Genomic DNA, 23,739 nt, shown 5'->3' with positions numbered 1-23,739 from the left:
TACAGTGTCATATAGGACACGAAAAACATTGTGTCTCAAGGAAGTGCAGATAATACATACCATGCGAATGTAATGCGTTATAATTGAATAATAACGCCTCTCACAAGACGTTCTAAAACAGCTCCTGTATATTTATCCATGTAAACAGGATCGATGGGAGCAAACAAACGGCTTCCCTTCGAAAAACCTTGGATAGGAGTGAGTACCATGACGAAGAAGAAAGTTAAGAAAATAATCGCTGCGGCACTCTTTGGTGTTATGACATGCAGTTTGGTTGGAACAACAGCAGTTGTCGCAGAGGCTAGCCCTCGCATGATGGCAGATGCCCCTCGTGCAATGGACGTGCGCTCAAGCTATGGAGACTCCTACGAGGTCACACAGCTTGCTGCACGCCGGCATAAGCCGAAACGCAAAGGATATTCGCAGGGAACAGTCACGACCGCCGCAATCGTCGGCGCCGTGGTCGGTGCGTTCATCGCGAAGAATACCTAATATTCAATAGGTGCGTCTTCTGCGGTCTTCCCTTCCGCAGGATTCACATACATTCCCTACATTTCTTTCTCTCTATCGAAAGTGCGCCTCCCGCTGCCCGGCGGGGGGCGTATTTTCTTTGTAAGTAAAGAAATCATGATATAGTTCCGATCCTCACCCCTTGCTATTTTGTGGAATCATAGTAAAATAGGAGGAAGATTATCGAACGGATGAGCGGGGGGAACGGATGCTAGAGGATTTTTTGGCGCGGCTGCGTCGCTCGGTATATCGGGACGAGCCGATTGCGCGTCGTCCGGATGAGGCACCTGCGAGGAAAGTGCCGAAGCTGATCCGCGCGATGCGTTCGCTCGCGCAGGTGTCCGGTTCGTGTTGGCAGCCGCGCGAGGAGATTTTCCTGAAGCAGGCGCGTCTGATGGAGCGTTATGAGGACGATTTCGTGTTCGAGGCCTCGGTGACGCGCTACTATCCCACCTATGAGTCGCTCTCGGATGTGGAGCTGCGCGGTTACTTTACGTGGCGGACGCAGGTGCGAAAGGGGCGGATTGTGCCCGCGCCGCTGACGTTTGCGTTGCTCTACGCGTACGAGATTCTGCATCTCATCGGGTGCCGGGACGCGGCGGACGGCTATGGGAAGCTGATGGAGCTCGGTCTCGAATTTGGCATGACGGAGCCCGCGCTCTATACCTATCTGCCTGCATGGACGTACGGCTATGTGATTTACTACGGGCTCGATCCCGAGTATCTTTCCGATAGTTCGTACTATCGCGATATGAAATTGCAGGATGAGGCGATCGCGGCTGTTCTCTCACGCGGCGAGCATCCCGCAGAGGAGACCGCGGCGGGGCTGTGCGCGCTGTCTTCCTATCGGCTGGAGCGGTCGAAATTCTATCGGACGTATACGAGCGATATGAGTGCCGTGATTATGCGCGTGATCGCGCGCGTCGCGGAGTATTATGAAAAACATCGAAAACGGAATTTTTCGTCGGAATATATTGGGCACGAATGCCGGCGGCTGACACGAATCTTTCCGGGGGCGGTGTTCCATGCGCGCTCGCCGGAGGAGGAACGCGTCTATACGGTGAATCCCGTGCGCAGCTATGAGTGCGCCGGCGGCGCGTGGTATGTGCTTGCCTACGAACGCGAGCTGAAACAGGCGCAGCGTCTCGGCGCGCTGCTGCGGCTCATCGACTACCGGATGCGCGAATGCACGGGCTTTCCGTCCATCAAGCCGCCGAAGAAAACGACGAAATGGCTCGCAAAGATCGTCGACGAGGAAATCGAAGCATTTTTCAACGAAAAAAAGGCGGCGGAAGCGCGCCGCGTGCATATCGATCTCTCGCAGCTCGGGCGCATCCGTGCGGACGCCGCGGTCACGCGCGAGCGGCTGATCGTCGCGGAGGAGGAAGAGGAAGCCGCCACACCAATTTCGATGCCGGGAACGGGCGAGAGCGTATCGGAGATGTTGCCCCTGGCGTGGCAAGAATCTTTTTCAGGCGATGCCGATGTGCAGACGAGCGAGACGGATGCCCTCCTCGACGCACCGGAGCTGCATCTGCTCCGCGATCTGCTGACGGGCGCGCCGCTCTCGTGGGTGCGCGCCGAGGGGCATATTGTTTCCGTCCTCGTGGACGGCATCAATGAGAAGCTGTACGACGACTTTGCCGACGCCGTGATCGAGGGCGATCCGCCCGCCGTGATTGAGGATTATCGAGAAGAATTGATTGAGAGGTATCTCCATGTCGCAGAATGAACCTGTCAAAATCCCGCGCCGCATCGCGCAGACGCTCGTGAGCGCGCTCAAGGGCGGCGTCGTCCCGCGCATCGGGCTTCCCTATATCACGGTCGGGCGGCGCAGCGAGATCGAAGCGCTCCTCTCCGATGTGGAGCTGATCGCGGACGGCGGCGCGTCGTTCCGCTTCATCGTCGGGCGGTACGGGAGCGGCAAGAGTTTTCTCCTGCAAACGATACGCAGCTATGTCATGGCAAAAAATTTTGTCGTGGTGGATGCCGATCTCTCCCCGGAGCGGCGTCTCCAAGGGACGCACGGGCAGGGGCTTGCGACGTACCGCGAACTCATCCGCAACATGGCGACGAAGACGACGCCCGAAGGCGGCGCCCTGACGCTCATCCTCGACCGCTGGATCAGCCGCGTACAGCAGGAGACTACGGCGGCGGAGGGATTATCCGCCGCGGACGGGGGGCTTTCGCCTGCCGTGGAGCGGCGCATCGGGGAGATCGTCTACGGGCTGAACGACCTCGTGCACGGCTTTGACTTTGCGCGACTGCTCACGATGTACTACCGCGCGTATGTGGACGGGGACGATGAGAAACGCGCGCAGGTGGCGCGCTGGTTCCGCGGCGAGTACGCGACGAAGACCGAGGCGCGGCGCGACCTCGGTGTCGGCATCATCATCACGGACGACGATTGGTACGAATATCTCAAGATCTTTGCATTTTTTCTGCGGCAGGCGGGCTATGCGGGGATGCTCATCCTCATCGACGAGCTCGTGAACATTTACAAGGTGCCGCACGCCATCACGCGCCAATACAATTATGAAAAGCTCCTCACGATGTATAACGACGCGATGCAGGGCAAGGCGCGCTATCTCGGCGTCATCATGTGCGGCACGCCCGAGTGCATGGAAGACACGCGGCGCGGTGTTTACAGCTATGAGGCGCTGCGTTCGCGGCTCGCCGAGGGGCGGTTCGGCGGGGAACACCGCGATCTCCTTTCGCCCGTCATTCGTCTCGCGCCGCTGACGCATGAGGAAATGCTCGTGCTTACGGAAAAACTTGCCGCGATACATGCCGTTCTTTACGGATACGAGCAGATTTTCACGCAGAACGACCTCGCGGACTTCATCCGCATCGAGTTCGGGCGCATCGGCGCAGATACGCATATCACGCCGCGCGAGGTGATTCGCGACTTTATCGAGGTGCTCGACATCGTGTATCAAAATCCGAGCGTCAAGGTCGCGGAGCTCCTGAATTCGCAGGATTTTTCCTATGCGCAGAACGATGTGATCGGGGCGGAGACGGACGCGTCCTTTGCGGAGTTTGAGCTGTGAGCGCGTTCGACCGCTATGCGCCGTTCGTCAAGGACTACATCTACGCGCACGGTTGGGAAAATTTGCGCGCCGTGCAGGTTGCCGCGGCGGAGGCGATCTTTGGGACGGACGAGCACGTCCTGCTCACGGCATCCACGGCATCGGGCAAGACCGAGGCGGCATTCTTTCCCATCATCACGCTGTTTTCCGAGGAGCCGCCGACATCCGTCGGCTGTATTTACATCGGCCCCTTAAAGGCGCTCATCAACGATCAATTTACGCGTCTGAACGATCTCTGCCGGACGGCGGAGATTCCCGTTTGGCACTGGCACGGCGACATCGCGCAGAGTCATAAGGCGCGGCTGATGAAACGTCCGTCGGGCATTCTGCAAATCACGCCCGAGTCGTTAGAAGCACTCCTTTTACATCGTCATGCGGCGATTCCAAAACTCTTTGGCGACCTGCGCTTCGTCGTCATCGACGAGGTTCACTCGCTCCTGCGCGGCGACCGCGGCGGGCAGACACTGTGTCTCATTGAACGGCTGTCCCGCATCGCGGGCGTCTCGCCGCGCCGCATCGGACTTTCGGCGACGATCGGCGATCCTGCCGGGACGGGTGCTTTTCTTGCGGCGGGGACGGGGCGGGGGACGGTTGTGCCGCGCATCGAGGCAAAGGGGAGCAAGTGGCGCATCTCCATGGAGCATTTTTATGTCCGCGATACACAGGCGGCGGATGGGAAGGACGAGATACCGGCGCTCCCCGCCCTCGACGCACCGACGGATACCGCGCCCGAACATGCCGATCCGGGGCTCGGCTATATCTTTGAACACACGCGCGGGAAGAAATGTCTCCTCTTTATCAACTCGCGCGAGGAATGCGAGGCGGTCACGACGACGCTGCGCGCCTACTGTGAGAAGCGGCATGAGCCGGATCGTTTCCTCATCCATCACGGCAATCTTTCCGCCGCGTTCCGCGAGACGGCGGAGGAGCGCATGAAGGACGAGAGCAGTATGCTCACGACATGCACGACGGCGACGTTGGAGCTCGGCATCGACATCGGGCGGCTGGAGCGCGCCTTTCAGATCGATGCGCCGTGGACGGTCTCGTCATTTCTCCAGCGGATGGGGCGCACGGGGCGCAGGGAGCTGCCGCCCGAGATGTGGTTCGTCATGCGCGAGGACGCGCCCGACCCGCGTGCCCTGCTGCCCGCGACGATTCCGTGGAAACTCCTGCAGGGGGTTGCTCTTGTGCAGCTCTATCTCGAGGAACGCTGGGTGGAGCCGCCGCGCCTTGACCGACTGCCTTTCAGCCTTCTCTATCATCAGACGATGAGCGTTGCGGCGTCCTGCGGGGAACTCTCGCCGCGCGTCCTCGCGGAGCGCGTACTTTCGCTGCACGTCTTTCACCGCATCACGCAGGAGGACTACCGCACATTGCTTCGCTACCTGATCATGCAGGATCATTTACAGCAGACGGAGCGCGGCGGACTGATCGTCGGACTCGCGGGTGAGCGCGTGATTCACTCCTATCGTTTTTACGGTGTGTTTCAAGAAAACGAGGAGTACACCGTCCGCAGCGAGTCGCAGGAGATCGGCACGATCGTCGCGCCGCCGCCGGTCGGCGAGAAAATCGCCATCGCGGGACATGTCTGGCGCGTTCTTGAGGTCGACCGCAAGCGGCGGCTCGTCTACTGTGAACAGGTGAAGGGGAACGTCCCCGCGTATTTTGGCGAGTGTCCGGGCGATATTCATACGAAAATATTAGAGCGGATGCGCCGCGTCCTGCGCGAGGAGACGAGCTATCCCTATCTCATGAAAAATGCCGCGGCGCGTCTCGCACAGGCACGCGACACGGCGCGGCATTCGGGCGCGGCGACGGATGCGCTTATCCCGCTCGGCGGCGATATGTACGCGCTCCTCCCGTGGCTCGGCAGCTACGCGTTCCTCGCACTTGAGCGTTTCCTGCGGATACGCTGTGCGGAGCGCATCGGACTGCGCGGGTCGGACTCCATGCGCCCGTATTTCATGCAGTTCAGCATGAAGGCGTCGCCCGCGGAGTTCTTTCGCGCGCTCGCCGAGGAAGCGGCAAAGGACTTCGACCCGATGGAACTCCTCTATCCGGGCGAAGTGCCGCTCTTTGACAAATACGACGAGTACCTGCCCGAGGAGCTTGTGCGGCGCGGATTCGCCCACGGCGTTTTGGATATTGCGGGGATGAAGCGGCGCGTACGTGAGTGGGCGGAGCGTTAAAGCTCCGCGCCGTTCGAAGCGATCACCTTTTGGTACCATGAGAAAGATTTCCCTAAATTGTAATATCAAGTGGGACAGGCAGAGAAAAAAGTTACGAGACAGCTAACAGGGCAAGATATTTATCGAAGCGTTCTTTTGGCGTATCATATCCGAGGATTTTTCGCGGCAAGTTATTCATCCAATCCTCCACTCGTTGAATCGTCCCTGAGCTGAGTGAAGCAATATCCGTTCCCTTTGGGATAAAGCGTCGTACCATGCCATTTTGGCGTTCATTGGTTCCGCGTTCACTTGGCGCATAAGGATGCGCATAGAATACGGGAATATCACCAAAGACCTCGTGGAGTTTACTGAACTCGCTTCCATTATCCGAAGTAACGCTCTTAAAGATAAGCGAGAACCGCCCTCCCAGACGATTCTTGAGATGCCGTATCGCCTCGTTTACACAGGCGGAGGTCTTTTCTGCCAGAGGGAGAAGAAAGCGTTTTCTTGAGGAACGTTCATCAAGCGCAAGTAGGGCGGAATCGGTTCCTTGCTTTCCAAGGATAGAGTCTATCTCAAAGTGTCCGAATTCTTCGCGGGTGTCTACGTGATCCGGACGCAGCTCTATACTTTGCCCAAAGCGAGGCTTCCCGGTCTTTGCTTGCTTAGGTGTATTCTTGCGGCGGACACGCTGGGGCAGATCAATGTTCTTAATAGGGAGCATGCCTTTGGCAATGTAGTTGTAGACGGTCTTTGTGCAAAGTAGGGGATCGAATAATCGGTCTCTTGCGGTTCGAGAACAGATCGCATCAATGGACATGTGTTGCTGAAAGAATTGTTCTTGTAGATAGTGCAGAAAGGCGTGTGCTTTTTGTAGTTTACAATGCTTTCTAGAGGCACGGCGATTTTCCTCATAGTTCTTTTGTGCCGTATCCGGGAAGTAAGATAGGTACGTTGTAAGGTCTGAGCGCATTTGTATTACAGAGCCGCGCGTAAGTTCCCGATACAAGGTGGAGCGGGATATCTTGACATGCTTTGCGATGTCGGTCTTTGACATACCGGTGGATAGGAGGGCAGAAATTTGTCCGCGCCGATACGGGTCGAGGTGTTTATATGAGCGTGTCGTTGTGGTAAAATGGGTATGGGACATGGCAGCACCTTCTGTTCTGTTTTTGTGGTGAAAACATTGTAACACATAGAGCGCTGCCTGTCTCTTCTTACTGTCCCACTTCATTTTACAATGAACCCGGGGATAGTTCCATGCGGCAGCGCCGGATTCCTGTTTGACAGAAATTCTGCACTTATGATAGAATATGAACGTTGCGCGGATGTGGCGGAACTGGCAGACGCGCCGGACTTAGGATCCGGTGCCGCAAGGCGTATGGGTTCGACCCCCTTCATCCGCACCAAATGATATTGTTCGCTGAGGTATTCAGTGTTTTTGAACCGACTGCAGGCAGTCGGCTTTTTGTTTATATGGGGAGTGTGCATGATGATTTTAGCCGCCTATGCTGTGCCGCATCCGCCGCTGATTTTGCCACCCATCGGGGCGGGGGCGGAGTCCAAGGTAGCGGAGACGACGTGCGCGTATCGTGAGGCGATGCGCGCAGCGGCGGTGCTTCGCCCCAATACGGTCGTCGTTATCAGTCCGCACGCGACGTGTTACGGCGACTATTTTCATATATCGCCGGGTGTGTGGGCGGAGGGAAACTTCGGGGCGTTTGGGCATCCGGAGCTGACGGTCGGCATTGAGTACGACGAGGACTTTGTACGCGCGCTTTCCACGTGTGCGACAGAGCAGGATGTTCCGGCGGGGACGATCGGGGAAAAGGAGACGACGCTCGATCACGGGACGATGATCCCGCTCGTTTTTCTGAGTGAGTACCTTGGCGATGCGCCGACAAAATTTGTTCGCATCGGAGTCTCGGGGCTGCCTGCGGCGACACACGCGGCGCTCGGGAAATGTATTGCGGAGACCGCGGCAAAGCTCGGGCGCAGGACGATCTGCATCGCGAGCGGCGACCTCTCGCATCGACTCAGGGCGGATACGCCGAACGGTTTTGCATCTGAGGGGGCGGAGTTCGACGGACTTTGTACTGCATTTATGGGCGCGGGAGATTTCCTCTCTCTCCTGCAAGTTCCCGGGGACTTTGCAGAGAAGGCGGGGCATTGTGGGCTGAACGGTCTTTGGGTGCTCGCGGGTGTGCTCGACCGCACGGCGATGGAGGCGCGGCTGCACAGTTATGAGGCGCCGTTCGGCGTGGGGTATGCCGTTGCGTCGTTCACGGTCACGGGGGCGGACGAGTCGCATGACTTCGGTGCGCAGCTTGCGGCGTCGGAGGACGCGGCGATTGCCCGGCTGCGTGCGTCAGAGGACGCGTATGTGCGGATCGCGCGGACAAGCATCGAGACCTATGTTCGCGCGCATCGCTATGCAAATCTGCCGCAAGATTTAGCGCATGAACTGACGGATAATCGGGCGGGCGTTTTTGTCTCTATCAAAAAATATGGGAAGCTGCGCGGTTGTATCGGGACATTCGCGCCGACGCAGAAGAATGTCGCCGAGGAGATCCTCTACAACGCGGTGTCCGCGGCGGCGCATGACGGACGGTTTGACCCCATCGAGGAGGGGGAGCTCGGGCGTCTCGTCTACAGCGTGGATGTGCTGACCGCACCCGAGCCTGTCTCGTCTGCGGCGGAGCTCGATCCAAAGATCTATGGCGTCATTGTCAAAAGTCTGACGGACAGTCGCCTTGGACTGCTCCTGCCTGATCTAGCGGGCATCGATACAGCGGAGGAGCAAGTCGCGATCGCGCGCGAAAAGGGACGTATCCTGCCAAAGGAAAAAATCTCGATCGCACGGTTCAAGGTCGTGCGGCATCACTGATCGGATGAGCTGCGGCGGCGCGCGTACAAAATACGGGGAGCAATCGTGTCTAAAAAGTTCTTTTGCGTGCGGACATGGGAAATGTTATAATGGGCGAGACTATTCATATCGTTTTTTACAGCCCCGATAAAGGAGGTTTCTCCCATGACGCAGTTCGACAAGCGTAATCTGACCATGATGATGGATTTTTATGAGATGACGATGTCTTACGGATATTTTGAGCAGGGAGGGGGCGACCGCCGCGTCGCGTTCGATCTCTTCTTCCGATCGGTGCCGGATAAGGGCGGCTATGCGGTGTTTGCAGGACTTGAGCATGTGATCGAGTTCGTGGAGAACCTTTCGTTTTCGGATGAGGATATTGCGTTCTTCCGTGCGCAGAATCTTTTTTCGGAAGATTTTTTGAAGTTCCTGCGGAATTTCCGGTTTCGCGGGGACATCTACGCCGTGCCGGAGGGGACGATCATCTATCCGGACGAGCCGATCCTGACGGTCGTGGCGCCGATGATTGACGCGCAGCTCCTCGAGACGGCGATCCTCGCACAGATCAACCATCAGTCGCTGATCGCGACGAAGGCGGCGCGCATTGTGCGTGCGGCGGAGGGGCGCATGGTGTCGGATTTTGGCGCACGCCGCGCGCATAATATGGATGCCGCGACGTACGGGGCACGTGCCGCGTACATCGGGGGCGTCGATATGACGGCGACGGTCTCGGCGGCGCAGCAGTTCGGCATTCCGGTGTCGGGGACGATGGCGCACAGTTGGGTCATGTTTTTTGGGGATGAGTTTGAGGCGTTCAAGCATTATGCCGAGACCTATCCGCAGGCGACGGTGCTCCTCATCGACACCTACGATGTGATGCACTCGGGGCTGCCGAATGCGATCCGTACGGCGCGTGAGGTGCTCGAAACGCAGGGGCGGCGTCTCGCAGGCGTCCGTATCGATTCGGGCGACCTTGCCTATCTTTCCAAACGCGTGCGCGCCGCGCTTGATGAAGCGGGACTGCGTGACTGCAAGATCATCCTCTCGAACAGTCTCGACGAGTGGACGATCTCGTCCCTTCTCCTCCAAGGGGCGCAGGTGGACAGCTTCGGCGTCGGCGAGCGTCTGATCACGGCAAAGTCCGATCCTGTGTTCGGCGCGGTCTATAAGCTCGTCGCTGTGGAGCGCGATGGGGCGTTCGTCCCGCGCATCAAGATGTCGGAGAATGTGGAAAAACTGACGAATCCGGGGCTCAAGGATCTCTATCGCGTATACGACAAGGAGGGCAACGCGGTCGCGGACATGATTGCGATTCACGGAGAGCCCGTCGATCTCACGCGTCCATTCCGCTATGTCGATCCGCAGAAGCCGTGGAAAAACCGCTTCTTTGAAGGCTTTACGGCGCGGAATATCCGCCGCCTCTATGTAAAGGGGGGGCAGCGCGCGGAGGAACTTCCGACGCTCGACGAGATACGTGCCTATGTCAGAGCGCAGCTCGAGCGTGAAATATGGCAGGAGGAGCAGCGGTTTGAGAACCCGCATCGGCATTATCTCGATATGACGCCCGATTATTACGATCTCAAGATGAGTCTGCTCGAAGAGGTGCGCGGAAAGCACAGTTAGGAGAAGCGATGATTACAGGACGGACGAAGCTCCTCGGCGTGCTCGGCGCGCCCATCGAGCACTCGCTCTCGCCCGTGCTGCAAAACGCGGCGCTGCGCACAGCGGGGCTGGACTATGTGTACGTAGCGCTCCCGGTAAAGAAGGACGCCCTGCGGAGCGCCGTTCCAGGACTGCGAGACGCGGGATTTTGCGGGTTTAACGTGACGATCCCGTTCAAGACGGAGATCATCGCATTGCTCGATGCGCTCGATGAGGACGCGCGGCGCATCGGCGCGGTCAATACGGTGGTCGTGGGCGCGGACGGGTGTCTCACGGGGTATAATACGGATGCCGCAGGATTTTTGGCAGGCTTCACGGCGTGCGGCGTCTCTCTGCGCGGCGCACATGCGGTCGTTCTCGGGGCGGGCGGTGCGGCGCGTGCGGTACTCTGCGGTCTTTTGCGCGCGGGTGTGGCACAGGTCAGTGTCGGTGTGCGCAATCTTGTTAAAGGAGAGAAACTGTGCGCGGATTTTGCGTCGGACGGTGATGTACGGGCATTTCGCTTTGACGACGCCGCGTTCCAGGCGCGACTGGGCTCTGCCGATGTCCTCGTGCAGACGACGCCGCTCGGCATGTCGCCGCACATGGAGGAGACGCCGCCCGTGGACTGGGCGGCGGTGCATCCCGCGGCGCTTGTTTATGATCTGATCTATACGCCTGCCGAGACACGGTTTTTACGCGAAGCGGCGCGGCACGGGCATCGGTGCGTGAACGGCGAGACGATGCTCGCGGCGCAGGGCGCGGAGGCGTTTTTCCTGTGGACGGGGGTGCGTCCCGACCTTGCGTGTATGCGGCACGCGCTGCGGGAGGCGCTTGATCGACGAGCATAGTTTTGTATTTTGAAAATCTTTCGCTTTTGTGTTATGATATGTGATGTTTTGGGAAGGACGGTGCGTATTTGGCGGCGATTAGCTATGAACTCGTTCGGCAGGATGAGACGACCGGTGCGCGCGCAGGCGTGCTCCATACGCCGCACGGCAGCTATCCGACGCCGATCTTCATGCCCGTCGGCACGCAGGCGACGGTGAAGGGCGTCTCCCCCGACGAGCTGCGCGATCTCGGAGCGGGCATCATCCTCGGCAATACCTATCATCTTTTCCTGCGCCCCGGGGCGGAGCTTGTACGCGAGGCGGGCGGTCTGCATCGATTCATGCATTGGGAGGGCGCGATCCTCACGGACAGCGGCGGGTTTCAGGTGTTCAGTCTCGGCGATCTGCGCAAGATCACCGAGGAGGGCGTCGCGTTCCGCTCGCACATCGACGGCTCGAAAAAATTCCTCTCGCCCGAGGTCTCGATGCAGGTGCAGAGATGTCTCGGTTCGGACATCGTGATGGCGTTCGACGAGTGCATCCCGTATCCTGCGGATCACAACTACGCAAAGACGTCGACGGAGCGGACGCAGCGCTGGCTTGTACGCTGTAAGGCGGCGATGGCAGGCGCCGAGGGGCAGGGGCTCTTTGGCATCGTGCAGGGCGGCATGTACCGCGATCTGCGCGCGCGCCATGCGGCAGAGGTGGCGGAGCTCGACCTGCCCGGCTACGCGATCGGCGGGCTGAGTGTCGGCGAGCCGCATGAGCTGATGGAGGAGATCCTTTCCTATACGGCGCAGCTCCTGCCCGCTGGCAAACCGCGCTATCTCATGGGCGTCGGCACGCCGGACTATCTTCTCACGGGCGTGCGGCACGGCATCGACATGTTTGACTGCGTGTTCCCGACGCGCGTTGCACGCAACGGCATGGCGATGACGTGGACGGGGCGGCTTGTGATGAAAAATGCGGAGCACACCCACGCGCACGAGATCCTCGAAGAAGGCTGCGGCTGCTATGCCTGCCGAAACGGTTATACGAGGGCGTATATCCGCCACCTCGTCCGTGCGCAGGAAATCTTCGGGCTGCGTCTCCTGACGCTGCACAATCTCTACTTTTTGCAAGAGTTCATGCGGCGGATGCGCGCGGCGATCATCGACGGGACGTTTCCCGCATTTTATGGCAGCGTGATGGAACACTATCGAAAAAACGGATAATATGATGAAGGAGTTGTATTTATGGATGAACAGATGATGGCACAGCTCAGTTCTTGGGGACCCATTGTTATTTTGGTGGTCTTCTTCTACTTCCTGCTGTACCGTCCGCAGAAGCAGGCGCAGAAAAAGCGGGAGGAGATGCTCAGTCGTCTCGCTGTTGGCAATGCTGTGGTGACGCTCGGCGGCATGCACGGGACGATCACGGCGCTGGATGAAAAGACGGTGACGCTGCGTGCCGCAGAGGGCGTTGACATCGTGTTCGAACGCTCGGCAATCAGCGCGGTGGTTTCAGAGCCGCAGGAATGATCCATGTCCGTGGAGACTGATGAGAATCTTGCGTCGCTGCGGGAACGCAAGCATACGCTGCGGCGGGAGATGCTGGAGCGTCGCAGGATGTTGCCCGCAGAGGAGCGCAAACGCGCCTCGGAGATCGTGAGGGCGCGCGCGATGGAGCAGCCGGAGGTGCGGGAAGCCGCGACCGTTATGCTCTATGCATCGACGCAGGAGGAACTTGACCTATTTCCGTTGATGGAGGCATTTCTCCGTGCGGGTAAGCGTATTGCCCTTCCGTATATTGTGGAGAAGGGGCATATTGAAGCGCGTCTGGTTCTTACCATCGAAGAGCTCGTCGAGGGGGCATACGGGATTTTAGCGCCCGACCCTGCACAAAGTGCGCTCGTTTTGCCCGAGGAGATTGATGTCGTTATTGTACCCGGTGCGGCGTTTGCCGAGGACGGTGGTCGGCTGGGGCTTGGCGGCGGATATTACGATCGGTTTCTGCCGCGGGCAGCGCACGCGCTGCGGCTTGCGCTTGCCTATGATTTTCAAGTGATCCCGAGGATTCCGATGGCGTCACACGACGCTTATGTGGACTGCATCCTGACGGAGCGGCGCTTTCTGCGCCCGTACAGGGGGCGGTATGATAAGACCTTTGAGGAAGAGGTGTGAGGACGATTGAGACAACATAGTTTGCTCAAGCTCGTGATCGCGGTCGCCGTCATTATCGGCGTGTTCTTTGCATTCGTTCAGCCGCTCGCGAGTTCGATTCGCCAGGGGCTGGATCTCCAGGGCGGCACGCACGTTGTGCTCGAAGCCGTGGACACGGAGCAGGCACAGGTCAATGACGATGCGATGAACCGCGTTGTGGCAATTATGGAAAAGCGCGTCAACTCGCTCGGTCTGACCGAGCCGATCATTCAGCGCGAGGGCGAGCGGCGCGTCATCATCGAACTGCCGGGCATCAAAGACCCCGACGCTGCGATCCGTACGATCGGCAAGACGGCGATGCTCGAGTTCCGCGATGAGGACGGCAATACGGTTCTAACGGGGACGGATCTGAAGGACGCGCAGGCATCGACGAACCCACAGACGGGACAGAATGTCGTCAACCTCGAATTCTCGGATGAGGGCGCGCAGAAATTTGCCGACCTCACAATGCGCAACGTCGGGCGCACGATCGCCATCCTGCTCGACGGCGAGGTACTGACCGCGCCGAATGTCCGCGAGCCGATTCTCGGCGGGCGTGCGGAGATCACGGGACAAAAGACGCTGGAGGAAGCGCAGAACCTCGCGGTCGTCCTGCGCAGCGGCGCACTGCCGGTTAAGGTAGAGATCATCGAGACGCGGACGGTTGGTCCGACGCTCGGACAGGATTCGAAGGATAAATCCCAGTTCGCGTTTGCCGTCGGTCTTGGCGCGGTCGTCCTTTTCATGGTCCTCTTCTATCACCTGTCGGGCTTCATCGCGGACGTGGCACTCATGGCGTACACGATTCTGCTGCTCGGTATTCTCTATCTGATGGATGCGACCCTGACGCTCCCGGGCGTGGCGGGCATCATCCTCTCCATTGGTATGGCGGTCGATGCGAACGTGCTGATCTTTGAGCATTTCAAAGAGGAGTATCAAGTACAGCACAAGTCGCTGCGCCTCGCGATGGACGCGGGGTTCAAGCGCGCGTTCACGACGATCTTTGACTCCAATGTCACAACGCTGATCGCGGCGGGCGTCCTGTTCTTCCTTGGGACCGGAACGATTCGCGGCTTTGCGATCACGCTCGGCGTCGGCACGATTCTCTCGATGTTCACGGCGATCACCTTGACGCAGTATTTGCTCAAGCTCATGGTCAATGCGAAGATTTCGGAGAATCCGGCGATGTACGGCGCGAACGGATTTATGCTTGCCGTGAAGAAGGGAGATGAGAAGAATGCCTAAGTTTGATATTGCGGGGCATCGGAGAATATTCTTCCTCATCTCGCTCATTTTGATCATCCCCGGCTTCATCTGCATGGGCGTGCGCGGCTTTAACTTCGGCATTGATTTCACGGGCGGCACGATCATCGATCTGCACTTTGAGCATCCCGTGACGCTCGCCGATATTCGCACGAGTCTCGCAAAGTACGACCTCGACAACAGCACGATCCAGCTCTCTGGGACAGAGTCGGGCGTGGAGTCCTCGGAGAACGCTATGATCCGCACGGTGGATCTCGAGGAAAATCAACGCAAAGAGGTGATGGCTGCGCTCGCGCAGGATGTCGGTCCCTACACGGTGCTGCGCGAGGAGAAAGTCGGCGCAACCATCGGCGGCGAGCTGATCACGAATGCCGTGCTCGCGCTCGTCATCTCGTGGGCGCTCATCATCCTCTATGTCGCGTACCGCTTCGAATGGCGCTTCGGCGTCTCGGCGGTGCTTGCGCTGGTGCACGACATCATCATCGTGCTGGCGGTGTTCTCACTGACACAGCGGCAGATCGATTCGTCGTTCATCGCGGCGCTGCTGACGATCGTCGGCTACTCGATCAACGATACCATCGTGATCTTTGACCGCATCCGCGAGAATCTAAAGCTGCATTTCCGCCGCGGCGGCGATGTGGACGAGCTCGTCAACCGTTCCATCTATCAGACGCTTACACGCTCGCTCTACACGGTCTTCACCGTTCTGTTCACAACGGCGGCGCTGTACTGGTTCGGCGGCGAGACGACGAAGGACTTCGCATTCGCGCTGCTCGTTGGATTTGCGGTCGGATGTTATTCTTCGATTTTCATTGCGAGCCAAATCTGGATTGAGCTGCGCAACCGTACGGAGCGGAGACCTGCCGCGCCAAAGGCAAAGGCGGTTGCCGCGGAGGTCTAATAAAGAAGGGAGAGCCTGCTTTTCATTAGAGCGGGCTCTTTTACGTTATGGGAACGGGGGACGTCCATGCTGAAAGAATGGATCATAGAGGAGCCGGCTGCGGAGGCGGATGCGTTTGCGCGTACTGCGGGGGTCGCGCCGCTCGTCGCACAGATTCTATGGCATCGCGGCATCCGTACACCCGACGCTGCCGATGCGTTCCTGCATCCCGAGGAAGCGCCGTTTCACGACCCGTTCCTCATGGCGGACATGGAGATTGCCGCCGCACGCATTCTCGACGCGATCGAGAGACACGTGCCGATCGTGGTCTACGGCGACTATGATGTGGACGGTATGACCTCGACGACGCTCCTGACGAAAAATATCCGCGCGCTCGGCGGTGATGTCTCGTACTACATCCCAAATCGATTTACGGAAGGCTACGGCATCAACCTGCCCGCGCTGCGGCAGATTCACGAAGAGGGCTGCGCGCTGCTCGTCACGGTGGACTGCGGCATCGCGTCCGTGGAAGCGGTGGCGGAGATGCGCGGCGTGCTCGACATCATCGTCACAGATCATCATCTGCCGGGGACGGAGCTGCCGCCCGCGCTTGCCGTACTCAACCCGCACCGCGCCGACTGTCCCTATCCGGAGAAGGAACTTGCGGGTGTCGGCGTCGCATTCAAGCTCTGTCAGGCGCTTTGGCAGCGGCGGGCGCAGCGTCTCTATGAGGACGACCTCGACATTGCTGCACTCGGGACGGTGGCGGATCTCGTTCCCATCACGGGGGAGAACCGCAAAATCGTGCGGCAGGGACTGCGCGTCATGTCGGAAAATCCATGTGTCGGTATCCGCGCGCTGATTTCCGTTTCGGGACTGGAGGATAAAAAGATCAATGCGGGGCATGTCGGCTTTCAGCTCGCACCGCGGCTCAATGCCGCCGGGCGTCTCGAGACGGCGCGGCACGGCGTCGCGCTGCTCTCCTCGGAGGACGCGGTGGACGCAGCACGCATCGCGGGAGAGCTGAACGGTCTCAACACCGAGCGGCGCGGCCTCGAGCAGGAGATTCTCACCGAGGCGCAGCGGAGTCTTGCGGATTTTACGCCCGATGTACCTGCGATCGTGGTCGCGAGTGAGGATTGGAACGCGGGTGTGATCGGTATCGTCGCGTCCCGCCTTGTCGAGACCTATTACCGACCGAGTATCGTGCTCACGCGGCAGGAGAATGTCTACAAGGGCTCGTGCCGGAGCATCGCGGGGCTGCACATGTACGACGCGCTCTCAGCGTGCCGCGAGACGTTGATTCAGTTCGGCGGTCATGCGATGGCGGCGGGGCTGTCCGTTCTGCCGGAGCGGCTGGAGGATTTTCGCGCAGCATTCTCGGCGTATGTGCGGGAGCATCTGCATCCTTCGGATTTTATTCCAAAGACGCGGATCGAAGCGCTTGTTCCGCCGACCGACTGGACGATTCCCCTCGTCGAGGAACTCGCCCTCCTCGAGCCATACGGGATGGGAAACCCGCGTCCCGTATTCGGCTGCCGTGACATGCGCCCCACATCTGCCGACGCCATCGGTGCGGAGGGAAAGCATCTGCGCCTTGCGCTTGGAACGCCCGAGCATCGCGTCGCGGGACTCTACTGGAATCATGGGGAGCTCGCCGCGGTGCTGGCGGAGGAGTCCGTGGACATCGCATATGTCCCGAGCATCAACGAGTGGCAGGGAACATATTCCGTACAGTGTATGGTGGATAGCATACTGCCCGCCGCATGTGAGCGCGTCTTTCCAGATCGAGAACTGCTGCGGCGCATCTACCGTACGCTCGGTGCACTGCGGACGCCCACGGGAGATATCTCCTATGCGCTGCCCATGCTCACGCGGCGGATCAGCGCCGCAGAGGGGCATATATCACATTATACCCTAGGGCGTGCACTCGATATATTCCATGAGCTTGGGCTGCTGGAGCCGCTGCCGGACGGCGGCTGCCGGATGATTCCGGCGGAGAAAAAGATAGAACTGACGGACGCGCCGACGTACCGCAGGTATTGGGAAAGAGAGGTGTCGGGAGATGTCAAGTGAAGCGCATGGAAACATTACCCTCGATATGATCCTCGAAAAGATACGCGTCTATCAGCCGGACGCTGATACCGCAAAGATCGAGCGCGCCTATCAATTTGCCGAAAAGGCGCACCGCGGGCAGGCGCGCATCTCCGGCGAGGCGTACATCATCCATCCGCTCCATGTCGCCTACATTCTCACGGGGCTGCATATGGACGATGAGACGATCTGCGCGGCGCTTCTGCACGATGTCGTCGAGGACACGCACGCGACCATCGAGGAGATGGAGGAACTGTTCGGCAAGAATATTGCGGTACTGATCGACGGCGTGACAAAGCTCGGGCGCATTCAGTACATGTCTAAGGAGGATGTACAGCTCGAAAATTATCGTAAGATGTTCCTCGCGATGGCAAAGGATATCCGCGTCATCATGATCAAGCTCGCCGACCGCCTCCACAACATGCGCACGCTCAAATACATGCGCGAGGACAAGCGTCAGCGCATCGCCCACGAGACGCTCGAGGTTTATGCTCCGCTTGCAAACCGGCTCGGCATATCGAACATCAAGATCGAACTGGAGGATCTCTGCCTGCGCTACCTGGAGCCGGACGCGTACTATGCCCTCGTGGAGGAGGTCAAGCACAAGCGCCGCGAGCGGCAGGCATTCATTTTGGACTCCATTCGTCAGATTCGGGAAAAACTCGAAGATGCCGGAATCGAAGCGGAGATCAAAGGGCGCGCCAAGCACTTTTACAGCATCTATCGTAAGATGAAACGTGACAACAAGAGTGTCAGCGAGATCTACGACCTTTCCGCCGTGCGCGTACTCGTCTCCTCGGTCAAGGATTGTTACGGCGTGCTCGGCGTCATTCACGCCATGTGGAAGCCGATACCGGGGCGATTCAAAGACTATATCGCCATGCCAAAATCGAACGGCTACCAGTCCCTGCACACAACGGTCATGACGCAGGGAGATCCGCTCGAGATCCAGATTCGGACGCATGCGATGCACCGTGTGTCCGAGTTTGGCGTCGCCGCGCACTGGAAGTACAAGGAGTCCGGAAAGAGCATCGGTGCAGGCGGTGCAGCGGATCAAAAGATGTCGTGGCTCCGGCAGATGGTCAGTCTGCAAAAGGAGTACGACGACCCAAAGGAATTTTTCGAAGCGCTGAAACTCGACGTATTCTCCGACGAGGTGTTTGTCTTTACCCCGCGCGGAGACGTCATCGACCTGCCGAAAGGATCGAATCCGATCGACTTTGCCTATCACATCCATACGGAGATCGGGCATCACTGCGTCGGCGCGAAGGTCAATGGAAAGATTGTTCCGCTTGAGTATAAACTCAAAAACGGCGACATCGTGTCGATCGTCACGAATAAGGCAAGCGGCGGTCCGAGTCCCGATTGGCTCAACACGGTGGCATCCTCAGCGACGCGCGGCAAGATTCGCGCATGGTTCAAGAAGGAAAACCGTGAGGCGAATATTGATCGCGGCATGAACCTCATCCGCGACGAGGCGAAGCGGCTCGGTTACAGCCCAAAAGAATTATTCGCAGACGGACGGCTTGCAAAGGTCGCCGAAAAGCTCAACGTGCAGACCGAAGATGATCTCCTCGCATCGCTCGGTTACGGCGGTGTTACCTTGCAGGGCATCATGACAAAGCTCATCGAGCTGCACCGCAAATCCGTGCAGGCGGAAACGCCGCCCGAGGTATCGCAGCTCCTCTCCGAGCTCAGAACCCCGCGGCGCGGCAAGCGAAAGCAAGCGAGTCACGGCGTCCTTGTCGAGGGGGAAGGAGGATATCTCGTGCGACTCGCACGCTGCTGCAATCCGATTCCGGGCGATCCCATCACGGGCTACATCACGCGTGGGCGCGGCGTCTCCGTACATCGTTCGGACTGTCCGAACGTTCTCAATGATACCGAATTCTCGCGCATGATCGAGGTGGACTGGGACATCGGACTTGACAAGGAGTACACTGTCGGGATCGAGATCGTCTGCAACGATCGGAACGGAATGCTCTCCGAGATCCTTGCCGTACCGTCGGAAATGAAGGTCAACATCCATACCGTCAACGCGACGCCGAACAGACGCAATAAAACCTCCACCGTCTTGCTCGGGCTGAACGTCAGCAACATTGACCAAATTTCGCAGGTTATGACGCGTGTACGTCAGCTCAAAGACGTTTATCGCGTTACGCGTACCCTTGCGGGAGTGCAGGGGAACGGAGATATGTGAGCGCAAATTAATTTTGTAATTTGACCGGTGTATGATATACTTGACGTGTCTACCGGAAGGGGCTTTTTATCCATTGGAGGAATTATTGTGGATATTGATATGAAAGGCGTATACCTCGTGCGCGAGGAGATTCTGCCGAAATCCATCAGAAAGACCATTCTCGCCAAAGAGCTCATTCACCGCGGGGAAGTACTGACCGTCAACGAAGCTGTCGCCAAGGCAAACATCAGCCGCAGCGCTTACTATAAATATAAGGACTATGTATATCCGTTCTTTGAAGCGGCACGTGATAAGATCATTACACTTGCCGTATTGCTGCAGCACAGGCGCGGCACGCTGCAGGAGGTGCTGCAGGTGATTGCCGAGGAAGGCGGAAATATCCTAACGATCAACCAAAGTCTGCCCTCGCAGGGCGCGGCATCCGCTCATATCACGCTTGAAACACTGAACCTCAAAGGAGATCTGGAAGAGCTGCTGAAAAAGATTAAAGCGGTGCAGGGCGTCAAGCGGCTCGAGGTTGTTGCGCAATCATAACGAGGAAGGAAGGGAATCTGTGAGTCAAACAATTAAAATTGCTCTCTTAGGCGCGGGGACGGTTGGCTCCGGCGTCGTTGAGACGCTTTCAATGAATGCGGACATCATCACTGGGCGTGCGGGTGCTGTCATCGAGATCAAAAAAGTTCTCGTGCGCGATGCGAAAAAATATCGCCCCGCACTTGAGGGGCTCACCTTAACGGATAATTTTGAAGAAATCCTGAACGATCCGGAGATCGCCGTCGTCGTCGAGGTCATGGGCGGACGGACGCCGGCAAAGGACTACATGATGCGCGCCATGGCGGCGGGAAAGCATATCGTCACGGCAAATAAGGACGTCATCGCCGAGCATCTGAGCGAACTGTATGCTGCGGCAGATGAGAACGGTGTTGATTTCCTCTATGAGGCAAGCGTCGGCGGCGGTATTCCTATCATCAAGCCGCTCAAGGAATGTCTTACCGCCAACCGCATCACGGAGGTCATGGGGGTTGTCAACGGTACGACGAACTACATGCTGACGAAGATGACGGAGAAGCATATCAGCTACGACGCCGTCCTGCGCCGCGCACAGGAGAAGGGGTACGCGGAGGCGAACCCTTCGGCAGATGTGGACGGACTCGACGCAGCGCGCAAGGCGGCGATTCTTGCATCGCTTGCATTTGATACGGTCGTCGGATTCAAGGACGTTTCGGTCGAGGGGATTTCGCATATCACGGAGGACGACATCGAGTACGGACTGAATCTCGGCTATGTGATCAAGCTGCTCGCCGTGGGGCGTGACACTGAGGATGGACTCGATATCCGGGTGCATCCCGTGTTCCTGCCGCAGACACACCCGCTCGGATCGGTCAGCGGCGTATTCAACGCCATCTTTGTACGCGGCAACGTGATCGGCGACGTCATGTTCTACGGGCGCGGCGCGGGCTCTCTGCCGACCGCCTCGGCAGTCACCTCCGACATCATTGAGATTGTGCGCGACATTGTATCCGGTACGACGGGGCGCATGAAATATAAGATCGGCGAAAAGAAAAAACTTTGCCCGCTTGAAAAGACGAAGTCCTCCTATTATCTGCGTCTCGTCGTCGCTGACGAACCCGGCGTGCTCGGCGAGATCGCAGCGACATTTGGACGCGCGGACGTCAGTCTAAAATCAGTCATTCAGGCACGGCGTACGGAGGACGGACACGCGGAGATCGTCGCCGTCACGCATGTCGTACCACATGCAGCGGCATCCGCCGCAGTCAAGGCGCTCGAAGTGCTCCCCGTTGTGCGTGAGGTGCGCAGCCTGATCCGTGTTGCAGACGGCAGGGAGGACACGTTATGAGCGAGAGAACCGTCCGGGTACGCGTTCCTGCAACGAGTGCGAACCTCGGTCCCGGTTTTGACGCGTTCGGCATTGCCTGTACCCTTTACAACGAGACTACGCTCACGCTGACCCGGGCACCGGGTGTTGAGATCACCGCGCGCGGCGAGGGCGCGTCGCATATTCCTGCCGACGAACGGAACATCGTGTGGAAATCTGTCCGGTATCTTTTGGAGAGAGCGGGCTGCAATGATGAGTTCCGTGGGGCAAAGATCCATATGAACAACCGCATTCCGCTGTCCCGAGGACTTGGCAGCAGTGCCACGGCGATTGTCGCCGGGCTCAAGGCAGCGAATGCCATTCTTGATAATCGGTTCAACAGGCATGAACTGCTCCAGTTCGCGACCGACATAGAAGGACATCCCGATAACGTTGCGCCTGCGATCTATGGCGGATTTACCGTCAACACCGTCACGAATGGTGTGGTGGACTGCTTTTCCTTTTTACCGCGTATCTTTATGCGGTTTGTCGTTATGGTGCCGAATTTTTACCTCTCGACCAAATCTGCACGTCAGGTACTGCCGGTCGAAATTCCGATGAAGGACGCGATTTTCAACATCAGCCATGCGGGCATGATGGTCGCAGCGCTTGCGCGTGGGGCGGAGAAGTTCCTTGATCATGCGTTTGAGGATGCACTGCATCAGAATTACCGTGCGGAGCTGATTCCCGGTATGTTCGACGTTTTCGCGGCGGCAAAACGGGCGGGCGCATACGGTGCGGCACTCAGCGGCGCAGGCCCTTGTCTTATCGCTTTTGTCCCCGAGCGGCGGAGATGTACGGATGCTGTTGCCGATGCTATGCGTTCCGCGTTCCGCGACCATGGCGTTCAGGCACGCCCCCTGTTCCTGCGGCTTGATACCAAGGGGGCTCGTATTGTTAACGATAGGTCGGCGAATTAAATAAAATAGCCTGTCTTCCAAAATATATTTTATCCCGGTACGAATCAGGGCTGCTGCATATATCAGTGCGGCAGTCTATTTTTTTGTATATTTTTCAAAAAGTACTTGAAAAATATACAAAAAAGATGTATATTTATAAAATCTTTTACAGAGGACAGGAGGAGACAAGATGAGAGCCAGCATTATCGGCGCGACGGGATACGCGGGAGAAGAATTGATTCGTCTCCTTCACCGACATCCGGCGGCGGAGATTGTGCATATGACTTCGGAACGTCACACGGGGGATCATATCTCAGAATGCTATCCACATTTGATGAATATTTATGAGAATGAATTGGAGTCGATCGAACGCGTCAGGGAGATCGCCGCAGACAGCGATGTACTGTTCATCGCACTGCCGCACGGTCATGCGATGAAGATTGTTCAAGCGGCGGCAGGACTTCCCGTACGCATTATCGACCTTGGCGCGGACTATCGCTTCGACGATACGGCGGTGTATGAGGCATGGTACGGGACGGCGCATGCGGATCCCGAAGCGGAGCGGGCGTATGGGCTCTCGGAGCTGTACCGGAGTGACATCGCACACGCGCGTATCGTCGGAAATGCGGGGTGCTATACAACAGCGAGCATTTTGGCGCTCGCGCCGCTCGTCAAAGCCCATTTGATTGTACCGGATTCCATCATCATCGACGCTGTTTCCGGCGTGTCGGGTGCAGGGCGCGCGCCGAAGGAGAGCACGCATTTTCCGGAGTTCTACGATAATTTCACGGCATACGGCGCCGTACGTCACCGACACACGCCGGAGATCGAGCAGGCGCTTTCCGTGCAGGCGGGCGAGATTGTCACCGTCAGCTTTACACCGCACCTTGCGCCGATCTCGCGCGGCATCCTTGCCACCTGTTATGCGGCGCCTGTCGCAGGCGTGACGGAGGAGCGGATCGACGCGGCGTTCGAAGCCCTGTATGCGGACGAATACTTTATCAGACTCAGAGGGCGCGGTGCGTACCCTGCCGTGAAATATGTGCGTGGGACGAATTACTGCGATATTGCGTGGCATTATGATCCCCGCACGCACCGCGTGATCGTGTTCTCGGCGATTGACAATCTTGTCAAGGGCGCGGCGGGACAGGCGATCCAAAATATGAATATCATCATGGGTCTCGACGAGCACATGGGGCTTGACCTCGTGCCGATGTACCCGTAAGTAAATGGAGGAAATCAT

At 58.2% G+C, this 23,739-nt stretch carries 19 protein-coding genes and 1 tRNA gene; 19 read left to right on the top strand and 1 reads right to left on the bottom strand.

The window, feature by feature from the left end; genetic code table 11:
- Positions 1–207: 207 nt before the first annotated feature.
- The 4 genes from K341_RS0103520 (at position 208) to K341_RS0103505 (ending at position 5,788) form a co-directional block, all read left to right on the top strand.
- Positions 208–492, top strand: a complete 285-nt coding sequence (locus tag K341_RS0103520; RefSeq protein WP_009657849.1) for a hypothetical protein — start codon at positions 208–210, stop codon at positions 490–492.
- A gap of 226 nt (positions 493–718) precedes the next feature.
- Positions 719–2,242 (top strand): TerB N-terminal domain-containing protein, encoded by a 1,524-nt coding sequence (locus K341_RS0103515; RefSeq protein WP_026761878.1) that lies wholly within the window; start codon positions 719–721, stop codon positions 2,240–2,242.
- A complete protein-coding gene (locus K341_RS0103510; protein WP_026761877.1) occupies positions 2,229–3,560 on the top strand; it encodes an ATP-binding protein in 1,332 nt (443 codons plus the stop codon). Before K341_RS0103515 ends, K341_RS0103510 begins: the two co-directional genes overlap by 14 nt.
- Entirely contained in the window at positions 3,557–5,788 is a 2,232-nt protein-coding gene (locus K341_RS0103505) for a DEAD/DEAH box helicase (protein WP_026761876.1), read from the top strand. The genes K341_RS0103510 and K341_RS0103505 overlap by 4 nt, the downstream gene beginning before the upstream one ends.
- A 91-nt stretch (positions 5,789–5,879) precedes the next feature.
- On the opposite strand, the gene K341_RS0103500 is transcribed toward K341_RS0103505, so the two are convergent.
- Complete coding sequence (locus K341_RS0103500; RefSeq protein ID WP_026761875.1) at positions 5,880–6,917, bottom strand: IS30 family transposase; 1,038 nt, start codon at positions 6,915–6,917, stop codon at positions 5,880–5,882.
- A 174-nt stretch (positions 6,918–7,091) separates the two neighbouring features.
- Between K341_RS0103500 and K341_RS0103495 the strand changes: the two genes are divergently transcribed.
- The 15 genes from K341_RS0103495 to argC all read left to right on the top strand — a co-directional run bounded on the left by K341_RS0103495 (position 7,092) and on the right by argC (position 23,721).
- Positions 7,092–7,176: transfer RNA gene (locus tag K341_RS0103495), tRNA-Leu, on the top strand.
- A gap of 80 nt (positions 7,177–7,256) precedes the next feature.
- Positions 7,257–8,654 (top strand): AmmeMemoRadiSam system protein A, encoded by a 1,398-nt coding sequence (amrA, locus tag K341_RS0103490; RefSeq protein ID WP_026761874.1) that lies wholly within the window; start codon positions 7,257–7,259, stop codon positions 8,652–8,654.
- 144 nt (positions 8,655–8,798) lie between these two features.
- On the top strand, positions 8,799–10,256 hold the full coding sequence (locus K341_RS0103485) for a nicotinate phosphoribosyltransferase (protein ID WP_026761873.1): 1,458 nt from the start codon (positions 8,799–8,801) through the stop codon (positions 10,254–10,256).
- 8 nt (positions 10,257–10,264) lie between these two features.
- Positions 10,265–11,125, top strand: coding sequence for a shikimate dehydrogenase (locus K341_RS0103480; protein ID WP_026761872.1), 861 nt, complete (start codon positions 10,265–10,267; stop codon positions 11,123–11,125).
- A gap of 68 nt (positions 11,126–11,193) precedes the next feature.
- Complete coding sequence (tgt, locus tag K341_RS0103475) at positions 11,194–12,318, top strand: tRNA guanosine(34) transglycosylase Tgt (protein ID WP_026761871.1); 1,125 nt, start codon at positions 11,194–11,196, stop codon at positions 12,316–12,318.
- A 21-nt stretch (positions 12,319–12,339) separates the two neighbouring features.
- Positions 12,340–12,624 (top strand): preprotein translocase subunit YajC, encoded by a 285-nt coding sequence (yajC, locus tag K341_RS0103470; RefSeq protein ID WP_009348629.1) that lies wholly within the window; start codon positions 12,340–12,342, stop codon positions 12,622–12,624.
- A gap of 3 nt (positions 12,625–12,627) precedes the next feature.
- The gene (locus tag K341_RS0103465; RefSeq protein ID WP_009348630.1) at positions 12,628–13,266 is read left to right on the top strand and encodes a 5-formyltetrahydrofolate cyclo-ligase; all 639 of its coding nucleotides are present in this window, start codon (positions 12,628–12,630) and stop codon (positions 13,264–13,266) included.
- 33 nt (positions 13,267–13,299) lie between these two features.
- Positions 13,300–14,529, top strand: coding sequence for a protein translocase subunit SecD (secD, locus tag K341_RS0103460; RefSeq protein WP_026761870.1), 1,230 nt, complete (start codon positions 13,300–13,302; stop codon positions 14,527–14,529).
- Positions 14,522–15,448 carry a protein translocase subunit SecF gene (gene secF / locus K341_RS0103455; protein ID WP_009348632.1) on the top strand — a complete coding sequence of 309 codons (927 nt, stop codon included), beginning with the start codon at positions 14,522–14,524 and terminating at the stop codon, positions 15,446–15,448. The genes secD and secF overlap by 8 nt, the downstream gene beginning before the upstream one ends.
- 66 nt (positions 15,449–15,514) lie before the next feature.
- Positions 15,515–17,503, top strand: coding sequence for a single-stranded-DNA-specific exonuclease RecJ (gene recJ / locus K341_RS0103450; RefSeq protein ID WP_026761869.1), 1,989 nt, complete (start codon positions 15,515–15,517; stop codon positions 17,501–17,503).
- Complete coding sequence (locus tag K341_RS0103445; RefSeq protein WP_026761868.1) at positions 17,493–19,721, top strand: RelA/SpoT family protein; 2,229 nt, start codon at positions 17,493–17,495, stop codon at positions 19,719–19,721. The genes recJ and K341_RS0103445 overlap by 11 nt, the downstream gene beginning before the upstream one ends.
- Positions 19,722–19,808: 87 nt before the next feature.
- Positions 19,809–20,255: an ACT domain-containing protein gene (locus K341_RS0103440; protein WP_026761867.1), complete on the top strand. Its 447-nt coding sequence runs from the start codon at positions 19,809–19,811 to the stop codon at positions 20,253–20,255.
- Positions 20,256–20,274: 19 nt separating this feature from the next.
- A complete protein-coding gene (locus K341_RS0103435; RefSeq protein ID WP_026761866.1) occupies positions 20,275–21,579 on the top strand; it encodes a homoserine dehydrogenase in 1,305 nt (434 codons plus the stop codon).
- Positions 21,576–22,517 carry a homoserine kinase gene (gene thrB / locus K341_RS0103430; protein ID WP_026761865.1) on the top strand — a complete coding sequence of 314 codons (942 nt, stop codon included), beginning with the start codon at positions 21,576–21,578 and terminating at the stop codon, positions 22,515–22,517. The genes K341_RS0103435 and thrB overlap by 4 nt, the downstream gene beginning before the upstream one ends.
- Positions 22,518–22,686: 169 nt before the next feature.
- Positions 22,687–23,721, top strand: coding sequence for an N-acetyl-gamma-glutamyl-phosphate reductase (gene argC, locus K341_RS0103425; RefSeq protein WP_026761864.1), 1,035 nt, complete (start codon positions 22,687–22,689; stop codon positions 23,719–23,721).
- Positions 23,722–23,739 lie beyond the last annotated feature (18 nt).

Source organism: Centipeda artemidis DSM 19719 (assembly GCF_000426665.1).
Lineage (GTDB): Bacteria > Bacillota > Negativicutes > Selenomonadales > Selenomonadaceae > Centipeda > Centipeda artemidis.
This window is presented reverse-complemented; position numbering and strand designations above follow the sequence as displayed.

Excerpts from the sequence above, each read along its gene's own strand:
- K341_RS0103520 (WP_009657849.1), top strand. The coding sequence starts at position 208 with ATGACGAAGAAGAAAGTTAAGAAAATAATCGCTGCGGCACTCTTTGGT.
- K341_RS0103515 (WP_026761878.1), top strand. The coding sequence starts at position 719 with ATGCTAGAGGATTTTTTGGCGCGGCTGCGTCGCTCGGTATATCGGGAC.
- K341_RS0103510 (WP_026761877.1), top strand. The coding sequence starts at position 2,229 with ATGTCGCAGAATGAACCTGTCAAAATCCCGCGCCGCATCGCGCAGACG.
- K341_RS0103500 (WP_026761875.1), bottom strand. The coding sequence starts at position 6,917 with ATGTCCCATACCCATTTTACCACAACGACACGCTCATATAAACACCTC.
- amrA (WP_026761874.1), top strand. The coding sequence starts at position 7,257 with ATGATGATTTTAGCCGCCTATGCTGTGCCGCATCCGCCGCTGATTTTG.
- K341_RS0103485 (WP_026761873.1), top strand. The coding sequence starts at position 8,799 with ATGACGCAGTTCGACAAGCGTAATCTGACCATGATGATGGATTTTTAT.
- K341_RS0103480 (WP_026761872.1), top strand. The coding sequence starts at position 10,265 with ATGATTACAGGACGGACGAAGCTCCTCGGCGTGCTCGGCGCGCCCATC.
- yajC (WP_009348629.1), top strand. The coding sequence starts at position 12,340 with ATGGATGAACAGATGATGGCACAGCTCAGTTCTTGGGGACCCATTGTT.
- K341_RS0103465 (WP_009348630.1), top strand. The coding sequence starts at position 12,628 with ATGTCCGTGGAGACTGATGAGAATCTTGCGTCGCTGCGGGAACGCAAG.
- secF (WP_009348632.1), top strand. The coding sequence starts at position 14,522 with ATGCCTAAGTTTGATATTGCGGGGCATCGGAGAATATTCTTCCTCATC.
- recJ (WP_026761869.1), top strand. The coding sequence starts at position 15,515 with ATGCTGAAAGAATGGATCATAGAGGAGCCGGCTGCGGAGGCGGATGCG.
- K341_RS0103445 (WP_026761868.1), top strand. The coding sequence starts at position 17,493 with ATGTCAAGTGAAGCGCATGGAAACATTACCCTCGATATGATCCTCGAA.
- thrB (WP_026761865.1), top strand. The coding sequence starts at position 21,576 with ATGAGCGAGAGAACCGTCCGGGTACGCGTTCCTGCAACGAGTGCGAAC.
- argC (WP_026761864.1), top strand. The coding sequence starts at position 22,687 with ATGAGAGCCAGCATTATCGGCGCGACGGGATACGCGGGAGAAGAATTG.